Consider the following 15528-nt stretch of genomic DNA (forward strand, 5'->3'; position numbering starts at 1 on the left):
CGCCGTCATCGGCATCACCGTGGTGCTGATGAGCGTGTTCGTGCCGATGGCGTTTTTCAGCGGCTCGGTGGGCAACATCTACCGGCAGTTCTCGCTGTCGCTGGTGGCGTCGATGGCGTTTTCGGCGCTGATGGCGCTGACGCTGACGCCGGCCCTGTGCGCAACCTTCCTGAAGCCGGTGGCACCGGGTCACCATGAAAAACGCGGCTTCTTCGGTGCGTTCAACCGCACGTTCCGCCGCACGGCCAAGGGTTACGAAGGCTGGGTCGCCGTGGTGCTGCGCCACGCGGCGCGGTATCTCGTGATCTTCGCGGTGATCCTGGGCGCGGTCGGCCTGCTGTACCAGCGGCTGCCCACGTCCTTCCTGCCGAACGAGGACCAAGGCTACTTGCTGGTCAACGTGCAGCTTCCGCCGGGCGCCACCGCCGAGCGCACCCGCGCCGTGCTGCAGCAGGTGGAAGGCTTCTTCATGAAACAGCCCGAGGTGGACAAGGTGACGACCGTGCTCGGTTTCAGCTTCTCCGGCCAGGGGCAGAACGCCGCGTTGGGCTTCATCACGCTCAAGGACTGGAAGGACCGCGTCGGCCCCGCGCATTCGGCGCAGGCGGTGGCGGGGCGGGCGTTCGGCGCGCTGATGGCGGTGCGCGACGGGTTCGTGTTCCCGCTGAGTCCGCCGCCGATCCCCGAACTCGGCACGGCAACCGGCTTCAACTTCCGCCTGCAGGACCGCGCCGGCCAGTCTCGCGAGGCGCTGGTGGCGGCGCGCAACCAGTTGCTTGGCATGGCCCGTGAAAGCAAGGTCATCGCCGGCGTGCGCCCGGACGGGCTGGAGGATGCGCCACAGCTTCGGCTGGACATCGACCGCGAGCGCGCCTATGCACAGGGCGTGAGCTATGACGCCATCAACGGCGTGCTGGCGACGGCGATGGGTTCGGCCTACGCCAACGACTTCCCGAACCAGGGCCGCCTGCAGCGCGTCATCGTGCAGGCCGACGCCGAGTCGCGGATGCAGCCCGAGGACTTGCTCAAGCTCCAGGTGCCCAACACGCGGGGGCAGCAGGTGCCGCTGTCGGCGTTCTCGACCGTGGCCTGGGTGACCGGGCCGATGCAGACGGTGCGCTACAACGGCTACCCGGCGATGAAGCTCGGCGGCGACGCGGCACCGGGCCACAGCACGGGCGAGGCCATGACCGAGATGGAGCGCCTCGTCGCGCAACTGCCGCCGGGCTTCGCCTTCGAGTGGACGGGTGCATCACGGGAAGAAAAACTCTCCGGCTCGCAGGCGACGGTGCTGCTGGCGTTCTCGATGCTGGCGGTGTTCCTGTGTCTGGCGGCGCTGTATGAAAGCTGGAGCATCCCGCTGGCGGTGCTGCTGGTGGTGCCGCTCGGGGTGCTGGGCGCGCTGGTGGGGGTGAACCTGCGCGACATGCCGAACGACGTGTATTTCAAGGTCGGTCTGATCACCGTGATCGGCCTGTCGGCGAAGAACGCCATCCTGATCATCGAGTTCGCCAAGGATCTGCAGGCCGAGGGCAAGGGGCTGCTGGAGGCGACGCTCGAAGCGTGTCACCTGCGCTTCCGGCCGATCCTGATGACCTCGTTCGCGTTCATCCTCGGCGTGCTGCCGCTGGCGATCGCGACGGGCGCCGGCTCGGCCAGCCAGCGGGCGATCGGCACGGGCGTGATGGGCGGGATGGTCGCGGCGACGGTGCTGGCGGTGTTCTTCGTGCCGGTGTTCTATGTGGTGGTGCGCCGGATCTTCCCCGGTGGCCATGTGGCGCCGCACAGCACGGCGCTGTCGTCGCCCTCGACCGATGCGGTGGCGGATCTGCTGAAGGACAAGCCATGACACGCACCATGAGACACCTTGAAATCGCCGTGGCCGCGCTGGTGCTGGCCGGCTGCACCAACCTCGCGCCGCGCCACGAACGCCCGGCCGCGCCGATTCCGGCCCGACTGCCGCTGCCCGCAGAGGCGGCGGCGTCGGCCGTGACCGAGGCACTGGCGCCGCTGGGCTGGAAGGCGTTCGTGCAGTCGCCGCAGCTCGCGCAACTGGTCGAGCGGGCGCTGGACCAGAACCGTGACCTGCGCGTGGCGGTGCTCAATGTGCAGCGCGCCGAAGCCCAGCTTGGGGTGACCCGCGCTGACCGGCTGCCGACGGTCAACGCCGGCCTGATCGCCTCGGCCGCCCCCAACGCCTCGACGGGCCGGCAGGTGCAGAGCTACACCGCGGGCGTGCAGGTCACGGCCTGGGAGCTGGACCTGTTCGGCCGCATCGCCAACCTCGGCGAGGCCGCGCAGGCGCAGGTGCTCGCCACCGAAGCCGGTCGCCGCAGCGCGGAGCTGGCGCTGGTCAGCGCGGTGGTGTCGGGCTGGCTGACGCTGGGCGCGGACGCGGAGCTGCTCTCGGTCGCCGAGCGCACGCTCGCCAGCCGCGAGGCCAGCCTGAAGCTGGCCAAGCTGCGCTTCGATGTCGGCGCCGCAGCGGCGCTGGAGCTGCAGACCGCGCAGAGCCTCGTCGCCCAGGCCCGCAACACGCAAGTGCAACTGCGCCGCCAACAGGCACTGGACCTGAACGCGCTGGCGCTGCTGACGGGTGGGCCGGTGCCAGCCGAGTGGCTGCCGGGTGCGGTGGCCGGGACGGTGGCGGGCGCCGCGGAGGTGCTGGCGGCGGTGCCGGTCGGGCTGGCATCCGACATCCTGCTGCAGCGCCCGGACGTGATCCAGGCCGAGCAATCGCTCATCGCCGCCAGCGCCAACATCGGCGTGGCGCGGGCCGCGTTCTTCCCGCGCCTGTCGCTCACCGGCAGCGCGGGCCAGGCCGGCAGCCGCCTGAGCGAGCTGTTCCAGGCAGGCAACTTCGCGTGGTCGCTGAGCGCGTCGGCGCTGGCGGCGATCTTCGATTCGGGCCGCAACCAGGCGAACCTGAACGTCGCCAAGGTGAGCCGGGACATCGCGGTGGCGCAGTACGAGAAGGCCGTGCAGTCCGCCTTCCGCGAGACGGCCGATGCGCTGGCGGGCCTGTCAAGCTGGCGCGAACAGCTCGACGCCCAGCGCCAGCAGCTCGACGCCGCCCGCGAGATCGCCCGGCTGACCGAGCTGCGCTACACGAACGGCGCGGCGAATGTGCTGGAGCGGCTGGACGCCGAGCGCAGTTTGCTGGCGGCCGAGCAGGCACTGGTGCAGACGCGGCTGGCCGAGCAGGTGAACCGGGTGGCGCTGTTCAAGGCGCTGGGGGGCTGATCCGCATGATCGAGCACCCGAGCACCCCTTCCCGCCGCCACGCCTCCGCCCACTCCCACGAAGAAATCGCCGCCAAGTTCCTGGGCAAACCCTACGCCCACCTGGACCCGCGCACGCAGAAGGTCGCCCGCCACGTCGCCGAGCGGCTGCGCATGGCCCACAGCGCGTCGTCCGACCTCGACGAAGCACAGTCCACGCGCGGCATGCGCGCAGCGGACGCGGTGGCGAAGTTCGGCGGTTCGTGGACCTTCGTCGGGCTGTTCGCGGCCGTGATGCTCGGGTGGGTCGCCGTCAACGCCTACCTGCTGGCGCACCGCGGATCGACCTTCGACCCCTATCCCTACATCCTGCTGAACCTGTTCCTGTCGATGCTGGCGGCGATCCAGGCGCCGATCATCCTGATGTCCCAGAACCGCCAGTCGCAGAAGGACCGCATCACGGCCGAGCACGACTACGAGATCAACCTCAAGGCCGAGCTGGAAATCATGCTGCTGCACGAGAAGGTGGACACGCTGCGGATGCACCAGTGGGACGGGCTGCTGGCCCTGCAGAAGGAGCAGCTTGCCCTGTTGACCGCGCTGCACACCGCCCGCTGACTGGCAGTCGCCCGGTGCGCCAGTGGTGGATGGCGTGGTCAGGCACGAATACGACCGGCTGCTGCCCGACAAGCCGGCGGCGTAGGCGTTGTCCGACAACGCAACAGTCATTGCACCGGATGGTGGCGGTGGGGGATTGCACGTAAGCTCAGTGCGGATCCCTGCCCTGCCACATCCCTCCATGCCTCCGCACCCGCACCCGCACCCTCTCAAGACCTACCTCGTCGAGGACAGCCGCGTGATCCGCGAGAACCTCATCGCCACGCTCGAAGAGCTGGTGCCGGCGGAGGTGGTCGGCGTGGCCGAGGACGAGGCGACGGCGGTGCAGTGGCTGACCGCACCGCACCATGCCGTGGAGCTGGTGATCGTGGACATCTTCCTGAAAACCGGCTCCGGGCTGGGCGTGCTGCGGGCCTTGCAGGACCACCTGCCGCGCCGCACGCTGGTGGTGCTGAGCAACTACACGACGCCCGAGATGCGCCGCAAGTGTCTGGCGCTGGGTGCGGATCGGGTGTTCGACAAGTCCTACGACATCGACGCGCTGATCGCCTACTGCACTCGGCTGCACCCGGCGGCGGATGGCTACTGAATCAGGCCGTTCTTGAGCGCGTAGTAGGTCAGGTCGCTGTTGGAGGCGAGCTGCATCTTCTCCATCACGCGGCTGCGGTAGGTGCTGACGGTCTTGACGCTGAGCGACAGGCTCTCGGCGAGGTGGCCGATGGTCTCGCCCGCCGCCAGGCGCAGGAACACCTGCAGCTCGCGCTCGGAGAGGTGTTCGTGCAGCGGCCGGTCGTCGCCCCGGCCCAGGCCCTCGGCGAGCTGTTCGGCGACGCCGGTGGTGATGTACTTGCGGCCCCGGCAGACGGTGCGGATCGCCTTGACGATGTCTTCGGGGTCGCAGTCCTTGTTGAGGTAGCCGCTGGCCCCCTGGCGCAGCAGGGTGGTGGCGTAGTGCGCTTCGGGGAAACCGCTCAGGATCAGCACCGGCAGGTCGGGCGCGCGGGCCTTGATGGCGGCCAGCGCATCGACGCCGCCGTGGTCCGGCATGGCAATGTCCATGAGGACGACATCCAGCTCGCCGCGGCGCACGATGTCGAGGGCCTCGCGGCCATTGGACGCTTCGCCCACGATGGAGAAATCGGCCTGGTCGGCCAGGAACTGGCGCAATCCGGCGCGCACCATGGGGTGGTCATCGACGATGGCAATGCGAATCATGGGGTGGAACCCTCCTGGGCCCATGATCCCACCGATCCCTTGGATCCCTTGGATTCCTTCGATTCGACAGGAGCACGCGATGCACCTTGAACTCTGGCTCGGCGCCGCCGCGGTGCTTGCCAGCTTGCTGGCGCTGGGACTCCACGGACGGCTGCGGGCGCTGCAACGCGCCGTGCAGCGCGCGCACGCACAGCAGCTCGACGCCCTGGTCCGCCAGCGCACGCTGCAGCTCACCGAGCTGACCCACCACCTCCAGACCGCCCGCGAGGACGAGCGCAGCCGCCTGGCGCGCAACCTGCACGACGACCTCGGCGCGCTGCTCACCTCGGCCAAGCTCGATGCGGCGCGCATCCGCCCGCGGCTGGCCGGCGCGCCACCCGAGGCGCTGGAGCGGCTGGCACATCTGGTCGAGATGCTCAACGGCGCCATCGCGCTGGGGCGGCGGATCATCGAGGATCTGCGCCCGTCCACGCTGAACAACCTCGGTCTCGCGGCGACGCTGGAGATCCTGGCGCGCGAGTTCGCCGAACGCTCGGGCGTCGAGGTGCATTGCACGCTGACCCCGGCGCCGCTGGAGGCGTCGGCGGAGCTGGTGGTCTACCGGCTGGTGCAGGAAGCCGTCACCAACATCAGCAAGTACGCCGCAGCGCGCCATGTCTGGCTCGACATGGCCCCGCGGGGCAGGCAGGTGGAGGTGCGGGTGCGCGACGACGGCGTGGGCTTCGATCCGGCCGTGCAGCGGGGATCGGCCTACGGGCTGGTGGGGATGCGCTACCGCGTCGAGGCGGTGCAGGGCACGCTGGAAGTGCTGTCCGCGCCTGGGCAGGGCACCGTGCTGCGGGTGCGGCTGCCAGGCTTGTCGGTGGCGTCCTGCGCGGCCTGACACGCTTGCCCGACACGGGGGCATCCCGCGCACCGATGGTGGGGCAGTATTCCCGCGCGGGGGTCTGGGCGCTGATGGCGCAGGCGCAGACGCTGCAGCCGGGAGAGCGGCGGTTGCGTGAGGATGGGGGTGGGTGAGGCGCTGTCCTACAACGGCAGGCGGTGGGCGCCGATGGTCCGGGCCGCCGCGGATTCCTACAGTGGGGCTGTCCGTCCGGTGCGCCAGCGCACAGACCCCGATGACGGGTCACCTTCCACCCTCCAGGAGACCACCATGTCCAGTACCCCGACCCGCACCCTGAGCCGCCGCCTCACCCTGACCCTGACCGCCACCGTGGCCGCCCTGACACTGGTCCTGGCGTCCGGATGCGCCGTCACGCGCGGCCAGGAAAGCGTCGGCGCCTACGTCGATGACACGGCGATCACCACCGCGGTCAAGGCCCGCTACATCGACAACCGCGAGGTGGACGCCAGCAGCATCAGCGTCGAGACCCTCCACGGCACGGTGATGCTGTCCGGCTTCGCCAAGAGCGTCAACGAGCGCGTGGTGGCCGAGCGGCTGGCCATGCAGGTCGGTGGCGTGAAGGCGGTGCGCAACGAGATCGCCGTGCGCCCCTGAGTCCTCCCGCCCGCGGGGTCACAGCGGCAGACGCGCCTTGAGCGGACAGTGGTCCGACACCGCCAGCAGCGGGTCGGGCCGCTGGTCACCGGACTCCAGCGTGCGACCCAGGAAGCCGAGCGCGACCTTCTCGGCCACCGGCACCGCCGCCCCGCTGCCAGCCGGCAGATGCACCGCGATGTGGTCCAGCCCGATCGGATTGCGGCAACCCAGCGCCTTGGCGTCGGTCAACCGCGCCATCTCCGGCTGGTCAAGCACGCGCACCTTGGCGTCCTTGCACAGCCGGGCCGTGTCCTCGTTCAGCGGGCAGGTGGTGTCCACGAGCGTCAGCAGCGACACCGACGGCACACCATCGTTCACCTCGCGCCACAGGCTGTTCGAGCGCACGCCAGCCGTGTAGGGATCGCTCGCCTGACCGCGGCTGCGCACCGGAGCGTTCGCGGGCAGGCTGGCTTCGTGGGCGAGGTTGCGGTTGAAGTCACCGAGCATCACCACGCCACCTACCCCCTGGCTGCGCTCCTGCAGCCAGTTTTCCAGCGGCTGGAGCTGCGCCTGCAGCACGGTGCAGGCGGGATCGTCCCCGGCGAGCTGCCCACGCCCGTTGCCGTTGCCACCGCCTTCCAGCGGCGAGACGCAGGCCGATTTCAGATGCACGGTCATGAAGCGCGTCACCTTGCCGCCGATGCGCAGCGCCACGGACAGGCCCGGCCGCGGCTGCTCCTTCGCCGGCCGTTCGGGCAGGGCCAGCGGCGCGTAGACCTCGCAGGTGCCCACGGCGGTCGCCACCTGGCGCCGCCACGCGAACGCCAGCCGCTGCACCTTGTGCGACGTGAAACCGCAGACCTCGTAGTCGCGTCCGCCGTCGGGCAGCACCTCGCGCACCGCCTGCACGCTGCTGACCTCCTGGAAGGCCATCACGTCGGCGTTCACTTGGGTGGCGAGGACGGCGGCGATCTGCTGGCGGCGCTTGGCCAGCGCCGCTTCGGTCACGGCCACCGGCTTGTGGCGGCTCTGCCAGACATCGCAGGGCGGCAGTTGGCCGATGTCCCACTCGATCTTGGCATCGCGGCCCCAGCGCAGTTGCCAGCCAGTTTTCGGGCCGCTCGGGTCGGGGCGCCACAGCTCGCCCGCGCCGGACTTGGAAAACCGCTGGCCGCAGGCCGCGATCCAGCGCGTGGCAAGCGGCGCGTCCAGGTGCCAGCCGAGGTTCCAGGTGGCGACGGTCACGTCGGTGGCGCAGGCGGCGCCAGCGGCGAGGCTCAGGACGAAAGCGGTGAGGTGTCGTTGCATGGGTGTGATTGTGCGTCGGTCGCGCCGCCTGCATAGGGCACGATCCCTGACGGTACCCGCACCGACGCCGGCTGCACATGCGCGTCCTGGTCGTCGAAAAACATCTGCGCGCCGAACGCCGCGAGCACCTGGTCCTTCGACGCGCCGCCCATGAAGAACGCTTCGTCCACATCGACCTGCCAGTCGCGCAAGGTGTGGATGACGCGGGCGTGCGCCGGGCTGCTGCGGGCGGTGACGATGGCGATGCGGACGGGGCACGGCGCGCCGCGGCTGCGGAATTCCTGCTGCAGTGCCGCGAGCCGGACCAGCAGCTTGGCGAACGGGCCTTCCGCCATCGCGCGGCGGCGGTTGGCCAGCTCGTGCGCGGCGAAGGCTTCGAGGCCCTGGGTCTTGTAGATGTGCTCCGACTCAGGCGAGAACAGCACGGCGTCCCCGTCGAAGGCGATGCGGATCTGGCCCTCGGGGGCATGGAAGGCGGCGGGCGGGTCGTAGAGCAACGCCGCCGCCACGCCATGGTCGATCGCCTCCTGCACATCGCCCCGGTTGCGCGACAGGAACAGGTCCACCTCGAACGCCTTCAGGTACTCCACCAGCGACCGCGCCCCGCCCGTGAACGCGGCGCGGGTGATGTCCAGGCCGTGCGCCTCGATGGCGTTGAAAGCGCGCAGGCCGGTGTCGGGCGAGTTGCGCGAGACGACCACCACCTCGATGCGCCGCTCCGGCAGCAGCGGGTTCAGCCCGAGCAGCGCCTGCACCAGCGGGAAGGCGGTGCCGGGGCGCAGCGGCTCGTTCTCATGGGCACGCTGGTAGGAACTGAACGCCGCCACGCCCTGCGCGTCGTAGAGCCGGTTCTCGTGCTCCAGGTCGAACAGGGCGCGGGAGCTGATGCCGATGACGAGCTTGTCGGTGAGGGAGTAAGGCATGGGCGGATTGTGGCGCTTGACTTGCTCACTTGGTCGCCGGGCGCGCAGAACCCCGCACCACCGCCAGAAACGCCCCCAGCACCGGCGACCCATCCCCCCGCCGGTGGATGCAGCTCAGCTCGATGTCCCGCAGCCACGCGCAGTCCAGCGGCCGGTAGACGACGCCCGGCAGGCGCAGGCTCTCGCTGCTGGCCGTCGTGATGCAGGCCCCGAACCCGCCGGCCACCAGCGCCACGGCGGTCAGCACGTCCTCCACCTCCTGCTCGATGCGCAGCGGCACGCCCTCCCGCGCAAACGCCCCCATCACCTGCTGCGCCAGCCCTGGCAGCGGCAGGTTCGGATACAGGATCATCGGCGCGTCCGCCAGATCGGGCACCCGCACCACCGCCTGCGCACACAGCCGATGCGTTTCGGGCAAGGCCACGCGCATCTGCTCGCGCAGCACCGTCTCGATCACCAGGTCCGGCTCCGGTGCCACCAGCCGGTTGAAGCCGACGCTGATGCGCCGCTCGCGCAGGGCGTCGAGCTGCTCGGCCTTGGTCATCGTGTGCAGCACGATCTTCACGTCCGGCCGCTCGGCATGGAAACGCGCCAGCAGCCGCGGGATCACGTCCAGCACCCCCGAGCCGAACAGCCCCACGTCCAGCCGCCCGGTTTCTCCCCGCCCGGCCGCGCGGGTGCGCTCGCGGGCGCGCTGCGCAAGCTGCAGCAGGTTCGGCACCTCGTCGAGCAGCGTCTGGCCCGCCTCGGTCAGCTCCATGCCCTTGGGCGTGCGGGTGAACAGCGCCGCGCCCAGCTCCTCCTCCAGCGCGTGGATCTGGCGCGTCAGCGGTGGCTGGGCCATGTGCAGCCGCTCGGCGGCGCGGCCCATGTGGCGCTCCTCGGCGACGGCGAGGAAGTAGCGCATCTGCTTGAGGTCCATGGCAACATACCTCTGCGGTATTGATCTGGAAATATTCGGTATTGGACAGTATCAGGTCAGTGCGCATAAGGTCACGCCCATGAACCCCGAACTCGGCCGCCGCGTCCGCACCGGCACCTTCGACACCAACGTCCACGACCTTGGCGCTCCCACCATCGATGGCCAGCCCCCCGTGCTGTTCATCCACGGCTCCGGCCCCGGCGTGTCGGCGTGGGCAAACTGGCGGCTGGTGATGCCCGGTCTGGCGCAGACCCGCCGCGTGATCGCGCCCGACATGGTCGGCTTCGGCTACACCGACCGCCCGGACGGCATCCCCTACGCCATGGACACCTGGGTGCAGCAGGCGCTGGACCTGCTGGACGCGCTGGGCGTGCCGCAGGTCGATCTGGTCGGTAATTCCTTCGGCGGGGCGCTGGCGCTGGCCTTGACGATCCGGGCGCCCGAGCGGGTGCGGCGGCTGGTGCTGATGGGGTCGGTCGGGGTGCCGTTCCCGATCACGCCGGGGCTGGACGCGGTGTGGGGTTACGAGCCGTCGTTCGAGACGATGCGTGGGCTGCTGGACATCTTCGCGCACAGCCGCGCGCTGGTCACCGACGAACTCGCCGAGCTGCGCTACCAGGCCAGCATCCGGCCGGGGTTCCAGGAATCGTTTTCGGCGATGTTCCCGGCGCCGCGCCAACGCTGGGTCGATGCCATGGCCAGCCCGGAAGCCGCCATCCGCGCCCTGCCCCACGAGACGCTGGTGGTCCACGGCCGTGAAGACCAGGTGATCCCGCTGTCGAACTCGCTGACCTTGGCCGACTGGATTCCGAACAGCCAGCTCCACGTCTTCGGCCACTGCGGCCACTGGACGCAGATCGAGCACAGCGCCCGCTTCGCGCAACTGGTCGCGAACTTCCTGGCCGAAGCCGACGCACAGCCCTGACCCTCTGACCTGCGAGAACCCCATGGACCGCACCACCATCGAACGCTACGGCGACGAGCTGTACGCCTCGCTGCTCAGCCGCCTCCCCGTCGAGCCGCTGACCAACCGCGAACCCGGCATCACCATCGACGACGCCTACCAGATCCAGCTCCGCATGGTCCAGCGCCGCCTCGACGCAGGCGAAATCGTGATCGGCAAGAAGATCGGCGTGACCAGCCAGGTCGTGATGGACATGCTTGGCGTGAACCAGCCCGACTTTGGCCACCTGCTCTCGGGCATGGTGTTCAACGAGGGCGAGCCGGTGGACACCAGCAAGATGATCGCGCCCAAGGCTGAAGCGGAAGTGGCGTTCATCCTCGCCCGCGACCTGACCGGGCCGGGCGTGACGGCGGCCGACGTGCTGCGCGCCACCGACTGCGTGATGCCGTGTTTCGAGATCGTCGATTCGCGCATCAAGGACTGGAAGATCAAGATCCAGGACACGGTGGCGGACAACGCTTCGTGTGGCGTTCTGATGCTGGGTGGCACGCGCCGCAGTCCGCGTGACCTCGACCTCGCGCTGGCCGGCATGGTGCTGGAGAAGAACGGCGAGATCGTCAGCACCTCGTGCGGCGCGTCGGTGCAAGGCTCGCCGGTCAACGCGGTGGCGTGGCTGGCGAACACGCTCGGGCGGCTGGGCATCTCGCTCAAGGCGGGCGATGTGATCCTGTCGGGTTCGCAGTCGCCGCTCGTTCCGGTGAAAGCCGGTGACAGCCTGTACTGCAGCGTCGGCGGCCTGGGCAGCACCTCGGTGCGCTTCATCTGAACCCATCGGAGCACGACACCATGGCACTGGACCGCACCCACCTCGACCACCTCGCCGCCCACCTCGACGCCGCCCGCAGCGAGGTCCGCGATGTCACCAAGATCACCGACGATTTCCCGGACATGGACTGGGCCGACGCCTATGACATCCAGGACGAAATCCGCCGCCGCCAGGAGGCCCGCGGCCTGCGCACCGTCGGCCTGAAGGCGGGGCTGACCTCGTTCGCGAAGATGAAGCAGATGGGCGTCAACGAGCCTTGCTTCGGCTTCGTCAGCGCGGACATGGCGCGCCCGGACGGCGGCGAGATCCGCATGTCCGAATTGATCCACCCGAAGGTGGAGGCCGAGATCTGCATCGTCACCAAGGCGGCGCTGCGCGGCCCCGGTTGCCACGTCGGCGCGGTGATGGCGGCGATCGACTTCGTGATCCCGGCGGTGGAGATCATCGACAGCCGCTACCGCGACTTCAAGTTCGACCTGAAGAGCGTCATCGCCGACAACACCTCGGCGGCGCGCTTCGTCATCGGCGGGCGCTCGCGGGCGGTGGAAGCCCTCGACCTGCGCACGCTCGGCGTCGTGCTGGAGAAGAACGGCCGGATCGCGGCGATGGCGGCAGGCGCGGCGGTGCTCGGCCACCCGGCGGCCGCGGTCGCGATGCTCGCCAACCACCTCGGCCGGCGCGGGCAGGAGATCCCTGCAGGCACCTTCATCATGACCGGCGGCGTCACGGAAGCCATCGCGGTGCAGGCCGGCGACAGCATCAACGTGCGCTTCCAGGATCTGGGCAGCGTGTCGATGCGCTTTGTTGAATGACCGCCCAAGCACTCCCCGACAGCACTCCCGAAAGCACTCCCATGACCCGAAAGATCCGCTGTGCGCTGATCGGTCCCGGCAACATCGGCACCGACCTGCTCGCCAAGCTGCAACGCTCGCCCGTCCTCGAACCCGTCTGGATGGTCGGCATCGACCCCGAATCCGACGGCCTGAAACGCGCCCGCGAGATGGGCATCAAGACCACGTCGGACGGCGTGGACGGCCTGATCCCGCACATGAAGGCCGACGGCGTGCAGATCGTCTTCGATGCCACGTCCGCCTACGTCCACGCCGAGAACTCGCGCAAGGTCAACGAGCAAGGCGCACTGATGATCGACCTGACGCCAGCGGCGATCGGACCGTTCTGCGTGCCACCGGTGAACCTGAAGGCGCACCTCGGCTCCGGCGAGCGCAACGTCAACATGGTCACTTGCGGCGGGCAGGCCACCATCCCGATGGTCGCGGCGGTGTCGCGTGTTCAGGCGGTCGCCTACGGAGAGATCGTCGCCACGGTGTCGTCGCGCTCAGTCGGCCCCGGCACGCGCAAGAACATCGACGAGTTCACCCGCACGACCGCGGGCGCGGTGGAAAAGGTCGGCGGCGCGAAGAAGGGCAAGGCGATCATCGTCATCAACCCGGCCGAGCCGCCGCTGATCATGCGCGACACGGTGCATTGCCTGACCGAGGACGAGCCGGACCAAGCCGCGATCACCGCCTCCGTCCACGCCATGCTGGCGGAGGTACAGAAATACGTGCCCGGCTACCGGCTGGTGAACGGGCCGGTGTTCGACGGCAAGCGGGTGTCGGTCTACCTCGAAGTCGAAGGACTGGGCGACTACCTGCCCAAGTACGCCGGCAACCTGGACATCATGACCGCCGCTGCCGCGCGCACCGCCGAGATGTTCGCCGAAGAAATGCTGAAGGGAGAAGCCCAATGAGCACGCTGTCGCCACGCTCGCACCTGCACGGCCGCAAGATCACCGTCCACGACATGACGCTGCGCGACGGGATGCACCCGAAGCGCCACCTGATGACGCTCGACCAGATGCGCTCGATCGCCTGCGGACTCGACGCGGCCGGCGTGCCGCTGATCGAGGTCACGCACGGCGACGGACTCGGCGGCTCCAGCGTCAACTACGGCTTCCCGGCGCACACCGACGAGGAGTACCTCGGCGCCGTGATCCCGCTGATGAAACAGGCCAAGGTGTCCGCGCTGCTGCTGCCCGGCATCGGCACTGTCGATCACCTGCAGATGGCACATGACCTCGGCGTCAGCACGATCCGCGTCGCCACCCACTGCACCGAGGCCGATGTCTCCGAGCAGCACATCACCTATGCGCGCAAGCTCGGGCTGGACACGGTCGGCTTCCTGATGATGGCGCACATGAACTCGCCGGAGGGACTGGTCAAGCAGGCCAAGCTGATGGAGGGCTACGGCGCGAACTGCCTCTACATCACCGACTCGGCCGGCTACATGCTGCCCGAGGACGTGAAGGCGCGGATCGGCGCGGTGCGCGAGGCGCTGAAACCCGAGACGGAGCTGGGCTTCCACGGCCACCACAACCTGGCGATGGGCGTGGCGAACTCGATCGCCGCGGTCGAGGCGGGCGCGAACCGCATCGACGCGGCAGCGGCCGGGCTGGGCGCGGGCGCGGGCAACACGCCGATGGAGGTGTTCGTCGCCGTCTGCGCCCGCATGGGCATCGAGACCGGCGTGGACGTGTTCAAGATCCAGGACGTGGCCGAAGACCTCGTCGTGCCGATCATGGACCACCTGATCCGCATCGACCGCGACTCGCTGACGCTGGGCTACGCGGGGGTGTATTCGAGCTTCCTGCTGTTCGCCAAGCGGGCCGAGAAGAAGTACGGCATCCCGGCGCGTGACCTGCTGGTCGAACTCGGCCGCCGCAAGATGGTCGGCGGGCAGGAAGACATGATCGAGGACACCGCCATCACCATGGCCCGCCAGCGCGCCGCCGCCGCCTGATCCACGCACCCAAGCAAGGAACCCCCATGCCATTTGCCCAGATCTACATGCTCGAAGGCCGCACCGAGGACCAGAAGCGCGCCGTGATCGAGAAAGTCACCGCCGCGCTGGTCGAAGCCGTCGGCGCCCCGAAGGAAACCGTGCGCGTCTGGATTCAGGACGTGCCCAAGACGAACTGGGGGATCGCGGGGGTCAGCGCGAAGGATCTGGGGCGCTGAAGCTTGGTGCTGCGGGCTCGGCCCAGTTCTCGATCGGCAGCCCCTGCACGCGCTCGAACTCGCGCACGTTGTTCGTCACCAGCGTGCAGCCGTCCGCCAGCGCGTGGCAGGCGATCCAGAGGTCATTGGCACCGATGGGCGTGCCGGCCTCGCGCAGCCGGGTGAACTGCGCGGCGCAGTGCCCGCACAGCGCAGAGCTGGCGGCGTAGCGCACCGGGATGCGCCTGACCAGCCCCTCCAATTGCCGCAGGACATCCGCACGGCGCACGCTGCGCTCCGCCCCCTTGAGCAGCTCTGCATAGGTGAAGAAGGACATGCACAGCTCGGCTGACTCGTCCAGTGCGTTGACCCGTTCAGCCACCGCGGGCGGGCGGTTCTTGATCAGGTAGATCAGGATGTTCGTGTCGAGCATGTACCTCACAGCGGCTCCCGGTCTTGCATCGGGAGTTGCTCGCGGTACAGGGCGTCCAGCAGATCGCCAAACTGCGGATCGAAGGCGTTGAGTGCGTCCAACAACGCTGTACCCCGGTCTGTCGTGACCGGGTGCAGCACCAGGTCACCATCGGCGTTGCGGTGGATTTCGACACGCTGGGCGTTCAACCGGAATTCCTGCGGAATCCGGACGGCTTGGCTGTTGCCGTTCATGAAGACACGGGACATCACAGAGGACATGCAGGACTCCTTGCGGGGTGTTCAACGTAAATACACACAATGATGTGTGTACCATAACAAGCCCGTTTCTGCATCACCCGCCCAGCCCCGCCGTTCCTGCTGTGGCTTGTGGTGCTCCTCACGAGATCACTCCGGCATTGGGCTGCCACTCCAGGCTCGCCACGCCTTTGTGACTAAGATGAATTTCATCTTGGTATACAGGGAACGCAGTGAATAACACCCTCACGCCGCATATTGAAGCCACCCTCGGCTCAACACTGAATCTGGCCGATTTTCAGAACGCGGTACCGCTGCTGAAAGCACTGTGCATCGTCAACGAGACCACCACGCACTGTCAGGCACTCGAACTCCGAGCCACTTCCCAGCCCGCATTCTTCAAACCTCGCGTTTGGCACCTGGATGCCATCGCAGCAAGCGAG

18 protein-coding genes are annotated in these 15528 nt (G+C 68.8%); 12 read left to right on the forward strand and 6 right to left on the reverse strand.

Going from position 1 to position 15528, the window contains the following annotated elements; all coding sequences use genetic code 11:
* The 4 genes from QZW52_RS09085 to QZW52_RS09100 all read left to right on the forward strand — a co-directional run.
* Nucleotides 1-1849, forward strand: a 1849-nt coding sequence (locus QZW52_RS09085) for an efflux RND transporter permease subunit (protein ID WP_293997610.1), incomplete at its 5' end; no start/stop codon positions are given.
* A gap of 8 nt (nucleotides 1850-1857) precedes the next feature.
* Nucleotides 1858-3243: an efflux transporter outer membrane subunit gene (locus QZW52_RS09090; protein ID WP_293997612.1), complete on the forward strand. Its 1386-nt coding sequence runs from the start codon at nucleotides 1858-1860 to the stop codon at nucleotides 3241-3243.
* A gap of 5 nt (nucleotides 3244-3248) precedes the next feature.
* The gene (locus QZW52_RS09095) at nucleotides 3249-3839 is read left to right on the forward strand and encodes a DUF1003 domain-containing protein (RefSeq protein WP_293997615.1); all 591 of its coding nucleotides are present in this window, start codon (nucleotides 3249-3251) and stop codon (nucleotides 3837-3839) included.
* A gap of 181 nt (nucleotides 3840-4020) precedes the next feature.
* Entirely contained in the window at nucleotides 4021-4428 is a 408-nt protein-coding gene (locus QZW52_RS09100; protein ID WP_293997618.1) for a response regulator transcription factor, read from the forward strand.
* Here QZW52_RS09100 and QZW52_RS09105 read toward each other — a convergent pair.
* Entirely contained in the window at nucleotides 4422-5054 is a 633-nt protein-coding gene (locus QZW52_RS09105; RefSeq protein WP_293997621.1) for a response regulator, read from the reverse strand. The genes QZW52_RS09100 and QZW52_RS09105 overlap by 7 nt on opposite strands.
* Before the next feature lie 79 nt (nucleotides 5055-5133).
* On the opposite strand from QZW52_RS09105, the gene QZW52_RS09110 reads away from it, so the two are divergent.
* On the forward strand, nucleotides 5134-5937 hold the full coding sequence (locus QZW52_RS09110; protein ID WP_293997624.1) for a sensor histidine kinase: 804 nt from the start codon (nucleotides 5134-5136) through the stop codon (nucleotides 5935-5937).
* Between the two features lie 273 nt (nucleotides 5938-6210).
* Nucleotides 6211-6555 (forward strand): BON domain-containing protein, encoded by a 345-nt coding sequence (locus QZW52_RS09115; RefSeq protein WP_293997627.1) that lies wholly within the window; start codon nucleotides 6211-6213, stop codon nucleotides 6553-6555.
* Between the two features lie 18 nt (nucleotides 6556-6573).
* Here the strand turns inward: QZW52_RS09115 and QZW52_RS09120 are convergent, their stop codons facing one another.
* From QZW52_RS09120 to QZW52_RS09130, 3 genes are read right to left on the reverse strand one after another with little or no spacing between them, the layout of a single operon-like run.
* Nucleotides 6574-7845: an exonuclease/endonuclease/phosphatase family protein gene (locus tag QZW52_RS09120; protein ID WP_293997630.1), complete on the reverse strand. Its 1272-nt coding sequence runs from the start codon at nucleotides 7843-7845 to the stop codon at nucleotides 6574-6576.
* A complete protein-coding gene (locus tag QZW52_RS09125; protein WP_293997633.1) occupies nucleotides 7815-8768 on the reverse strand; it encodes a 5'-nucleotidase in 954 nt (317 codons plus the stop codon). Before QZW52_RS09125 ends, QZW52_RS09120 begins: the two co-directional genes overlap by 31 nt.
* Nucleotides 8769-8793: 25 nt before the next feature.
* Complete coding sequence (locus QZW52_RS09130) at nucleotides 8794-9690, reverse strand: LysR family transcriptional regulator (RefSeq protein ID WP_293997635.1); 897 nt, start codon at nucleotides 9688-9690, stop codon at nucleotides 8794-8796.
* A gap of 79 nt (nucleotides 9691-9769) precedes the next feature.
* Here QZW52_RS09130 and QZW52_RS09135 point away from each other — a divergent pair, with 79 nt between their 5' ends.
* Genes QZW52_RS09135 through QZW52_RS09160 form a run of 6 tightly spaced genes read left to right on the forward strand, consistent with a single transcriptional unit; the run spans nucleotide 9770 to nucleotide 14437 of the window.
* Complete coding sequence (locus QZW52_RS09135; protein WP_293997637.1) at nucleotides 9770-10615, forward strand: alpha/beta fold hydrolase; 846 nt, start codon at nucleotides 9770-9772, stop codon at nucleotides 10613-10615.
* A gap of 22 nt (nucleotides 10616-10637) precedes the next feature.
* A complete protein-coding gene (dmpE, locus tag QZW52_RS09140; protein ID WP_293997639.1) occupies nucleotides 10638-11420 on the forward strand; it encodes a 2-oxopent-4-enoate hydratase in 783 nt (260 codons plus the stop codon).
* A 20-nt stretch (nucleotides 11421-11440) separates the two neighbouring features.
* Nucleotides 11441-12232 carry a 2-oxo-3-hexenedioate decarboxylase gene (gene dmpH, locus QZW52_RS09145; protein WP_293997642.1) on the forward strand — a complete coding sequence of 264 codons (792 nt, stop codon included), beginning with the start codon at nucleotides 11441-11443 and terminating at the stop codon, nucleotides 12230-12232.
* 41 nt (nucleotides 12233-12273) lie between these two features.
* Nucleotides 12274-13170 (forward strand): acetaldehyde dehydrogenase (acetylating), encoded by an 897-nt coding sequence (locus QZW52_RS09150; RefSeq protein ID WP_293997645.1) that lies wholly within the window; start codon nucleotides 12274-12276, stop codon nucleotides 13168-13170.
* The gene (dmpG, locus tag QZW52_RS09155) at nucleotides 13167-14219 is read left to right on the forward strand and encodes a 4-hydroxy-2-oxovalerate aldolase (protein WP_293997648.1); all 1053 of its coding nucleotides are present in this window, start codon (nucleotides 13167-13169) and stop codon (nucleotides 14217-14219) included. Before QZW52_RS09150 ends, dmpG begins: the two co-directional genes overlap by 4 nt.
* A 26-nt stretch (nucleotides 14220-14245) precedes the next feature.
* Nucleotides 14246-14437 (forward strand): 2-hydroxymuconate tautomerase, encoded by a 192-nt coding sequence (locus QZW52_RS09160; protein ID WP_293997651.1) that lies wholly within the window; start codon nucleotides 14246-14248, stop codon nucleotides 14435-14437.
* On the opposite strand, the gene QZW52_RS09165 is transcribed toward QZW52_RS09160, so the two are convergent.
* A complete protein-coding gene (locus tag QZW52_RS09165; protein ID WP_293997654.1) occupies nucleotides 14412-14849 on the reverse strand; it encodes a type II toxin-antitoxin system VapC family toxin in 438 nt (145 codons plus the stop codon). The two genes, QZW52_RS09160 and QZW52_RS09165, sit on opposite strands and share 26 nt — an antisense overlap.
* 5 nt (nucleotides 14850-14854) lie before the next feature.
* Nucleotides 14855-15109 (reverse strand): antitoxin, encoded by a 255-nt coding sequence (locus QZW52_RS09170; protein ID WP_293997657.1) that lies wholly within the window; start codon nucleotides 15107-15109, stop codon nucleotides 14855-14857.
* Nucleotides 15110-15528 lie beyond the last annotated feature (419 nt).

The sequence above is a fragment of the Sphaerotilus sp. genome (assembly GCF_013299175.1).
Lineage (GTDB): Bacteria > Pseudomonadota > Gammaproteobacteria > Burkholderiales > Burkholderiaceae_C > Sphaerotilus.

Excerpts from the sequence above, each read along its gene's own strand:
- dmpE (WP_293997639.1), top strand. The coding sequence starts at position 10,638 with ATGGACCGCACCACCATCGAACGCTACGGCGACGAGCTGTACGCCTCG.
- QZW52_RS09165 (WP_293997654.1), bottom strand. The coding sequence starts at position 14,849 with ATGCTCGACACGAACATCCTGATCTACCTGATCAAGAACCGCCCGCCC.
- QZW52_RS09160 (WP_293997651.1), top strand. The coding sequence starts at position 14,246 with ATGCCATTTGCCCAGATCTACATGCTCGAAGGCCGCACCGAGGACCAG.
- QZW52_RS09125 (WP_293997633.1), bottom strand. The coding sequence starts at position 8,768 with ATGCCTTACTCCCTCACCGACAAGCTCGTCATCGGCATCAGCTCCCGC.
- dmpH (WP_293997642.1), top strand. The coding sequence starts at position 11,441 with ATGGCACTGGACCGCACCCACCTCGACCACCTCGCCGCCCACCTCGAC.
- QZW52_RS09150 (WP_293997645.1), top strand. The coding sequence starts at position 12,274 with ATGACCCGAAAGATCCGCTGTGCGCTGATCGGTCCCGGCAACATCGGC.
- QZW52_RS09100 (WP_293997618.1), top strand. The coding sequence starts at position 4,021 with ATGCCTCCGCACCCGCACCCGCACCCTCTCAAGACCTACCTCGTCGAG.
- QZW52_RS09090 (WP_293997612.1), top strand. The coding sequence starts at position 1,858 with ATGAGACACCTTGAAATCGCCGTGGCCGCGCTGGTGCTGGCCGGCTGC.
- dmpG (WP_293997648.1), top strand. The coding sequence starts at position 13,167 with ATGAGCACGCTGTCGCCACGCTCGCACCTGCACGGCCGCAAGATCACC.
- QZW52_RS09110 (WP_293997624.1), top strand. The coding sequence starts at position 5,134 with ATGCACCTTGAACTCTGGCTCGGCGCCGCCGCGGTGCTTGCCAGCTTG.
- QZW52_RS09105 (WP_293997621.1), bottom strand. The coding sequence starts at position 5,054 with ATGATTCGCATTGCCATCGTCGATGACCACCCCATGGTGCGCGCCGGA.
- QZW52_RS09120 (WP_293997630.1), bottom strand. The coding sequence starts at position 7,845 with ATGCAACGACACCTCACCGCTTTCGTCCTGAGCCTCGCCGCTGGCGCC.
- QZW52_RS09130 (WP_293997635.1), bottom strand. The coding sequence starts at position 9,690 with ATGGACCTCAAGCAGATGCGCTACTTCCTCGCCGTCGCCGAGGAGCGC.
- QZW52_RS09170 (WP_293997657.1), bottom strand. The coding sequence starts at position 15,109 with ATGTCCTCTGTGATGTCCCGTGTCTTCATGAACGGCAACAGCCAAGCC.
- QZW52_RS09135 (WP_293997637.1), top strand. The coding sequence starts at position 9,770 with ATGAACCCCGAACTCGGCCGCCGCGTCCGCACCGGCACCTTCGACACC.
- QZW52_RS09095 (WP_293997615.1), top strand. The coding sequence starts at position 3,249 with ATGATCGAGCACCCGAGCACCCCTTCCCGCCGCCACGCCTCCGCCCAC.
- QZW52_RS09115 (WP_293997627.1), top strand. The coding sequence starts at position 6,211 with ATGTCCAGTACCCCGACCCGCACCCTGAGCCGCCGCCTCACCCTGACC.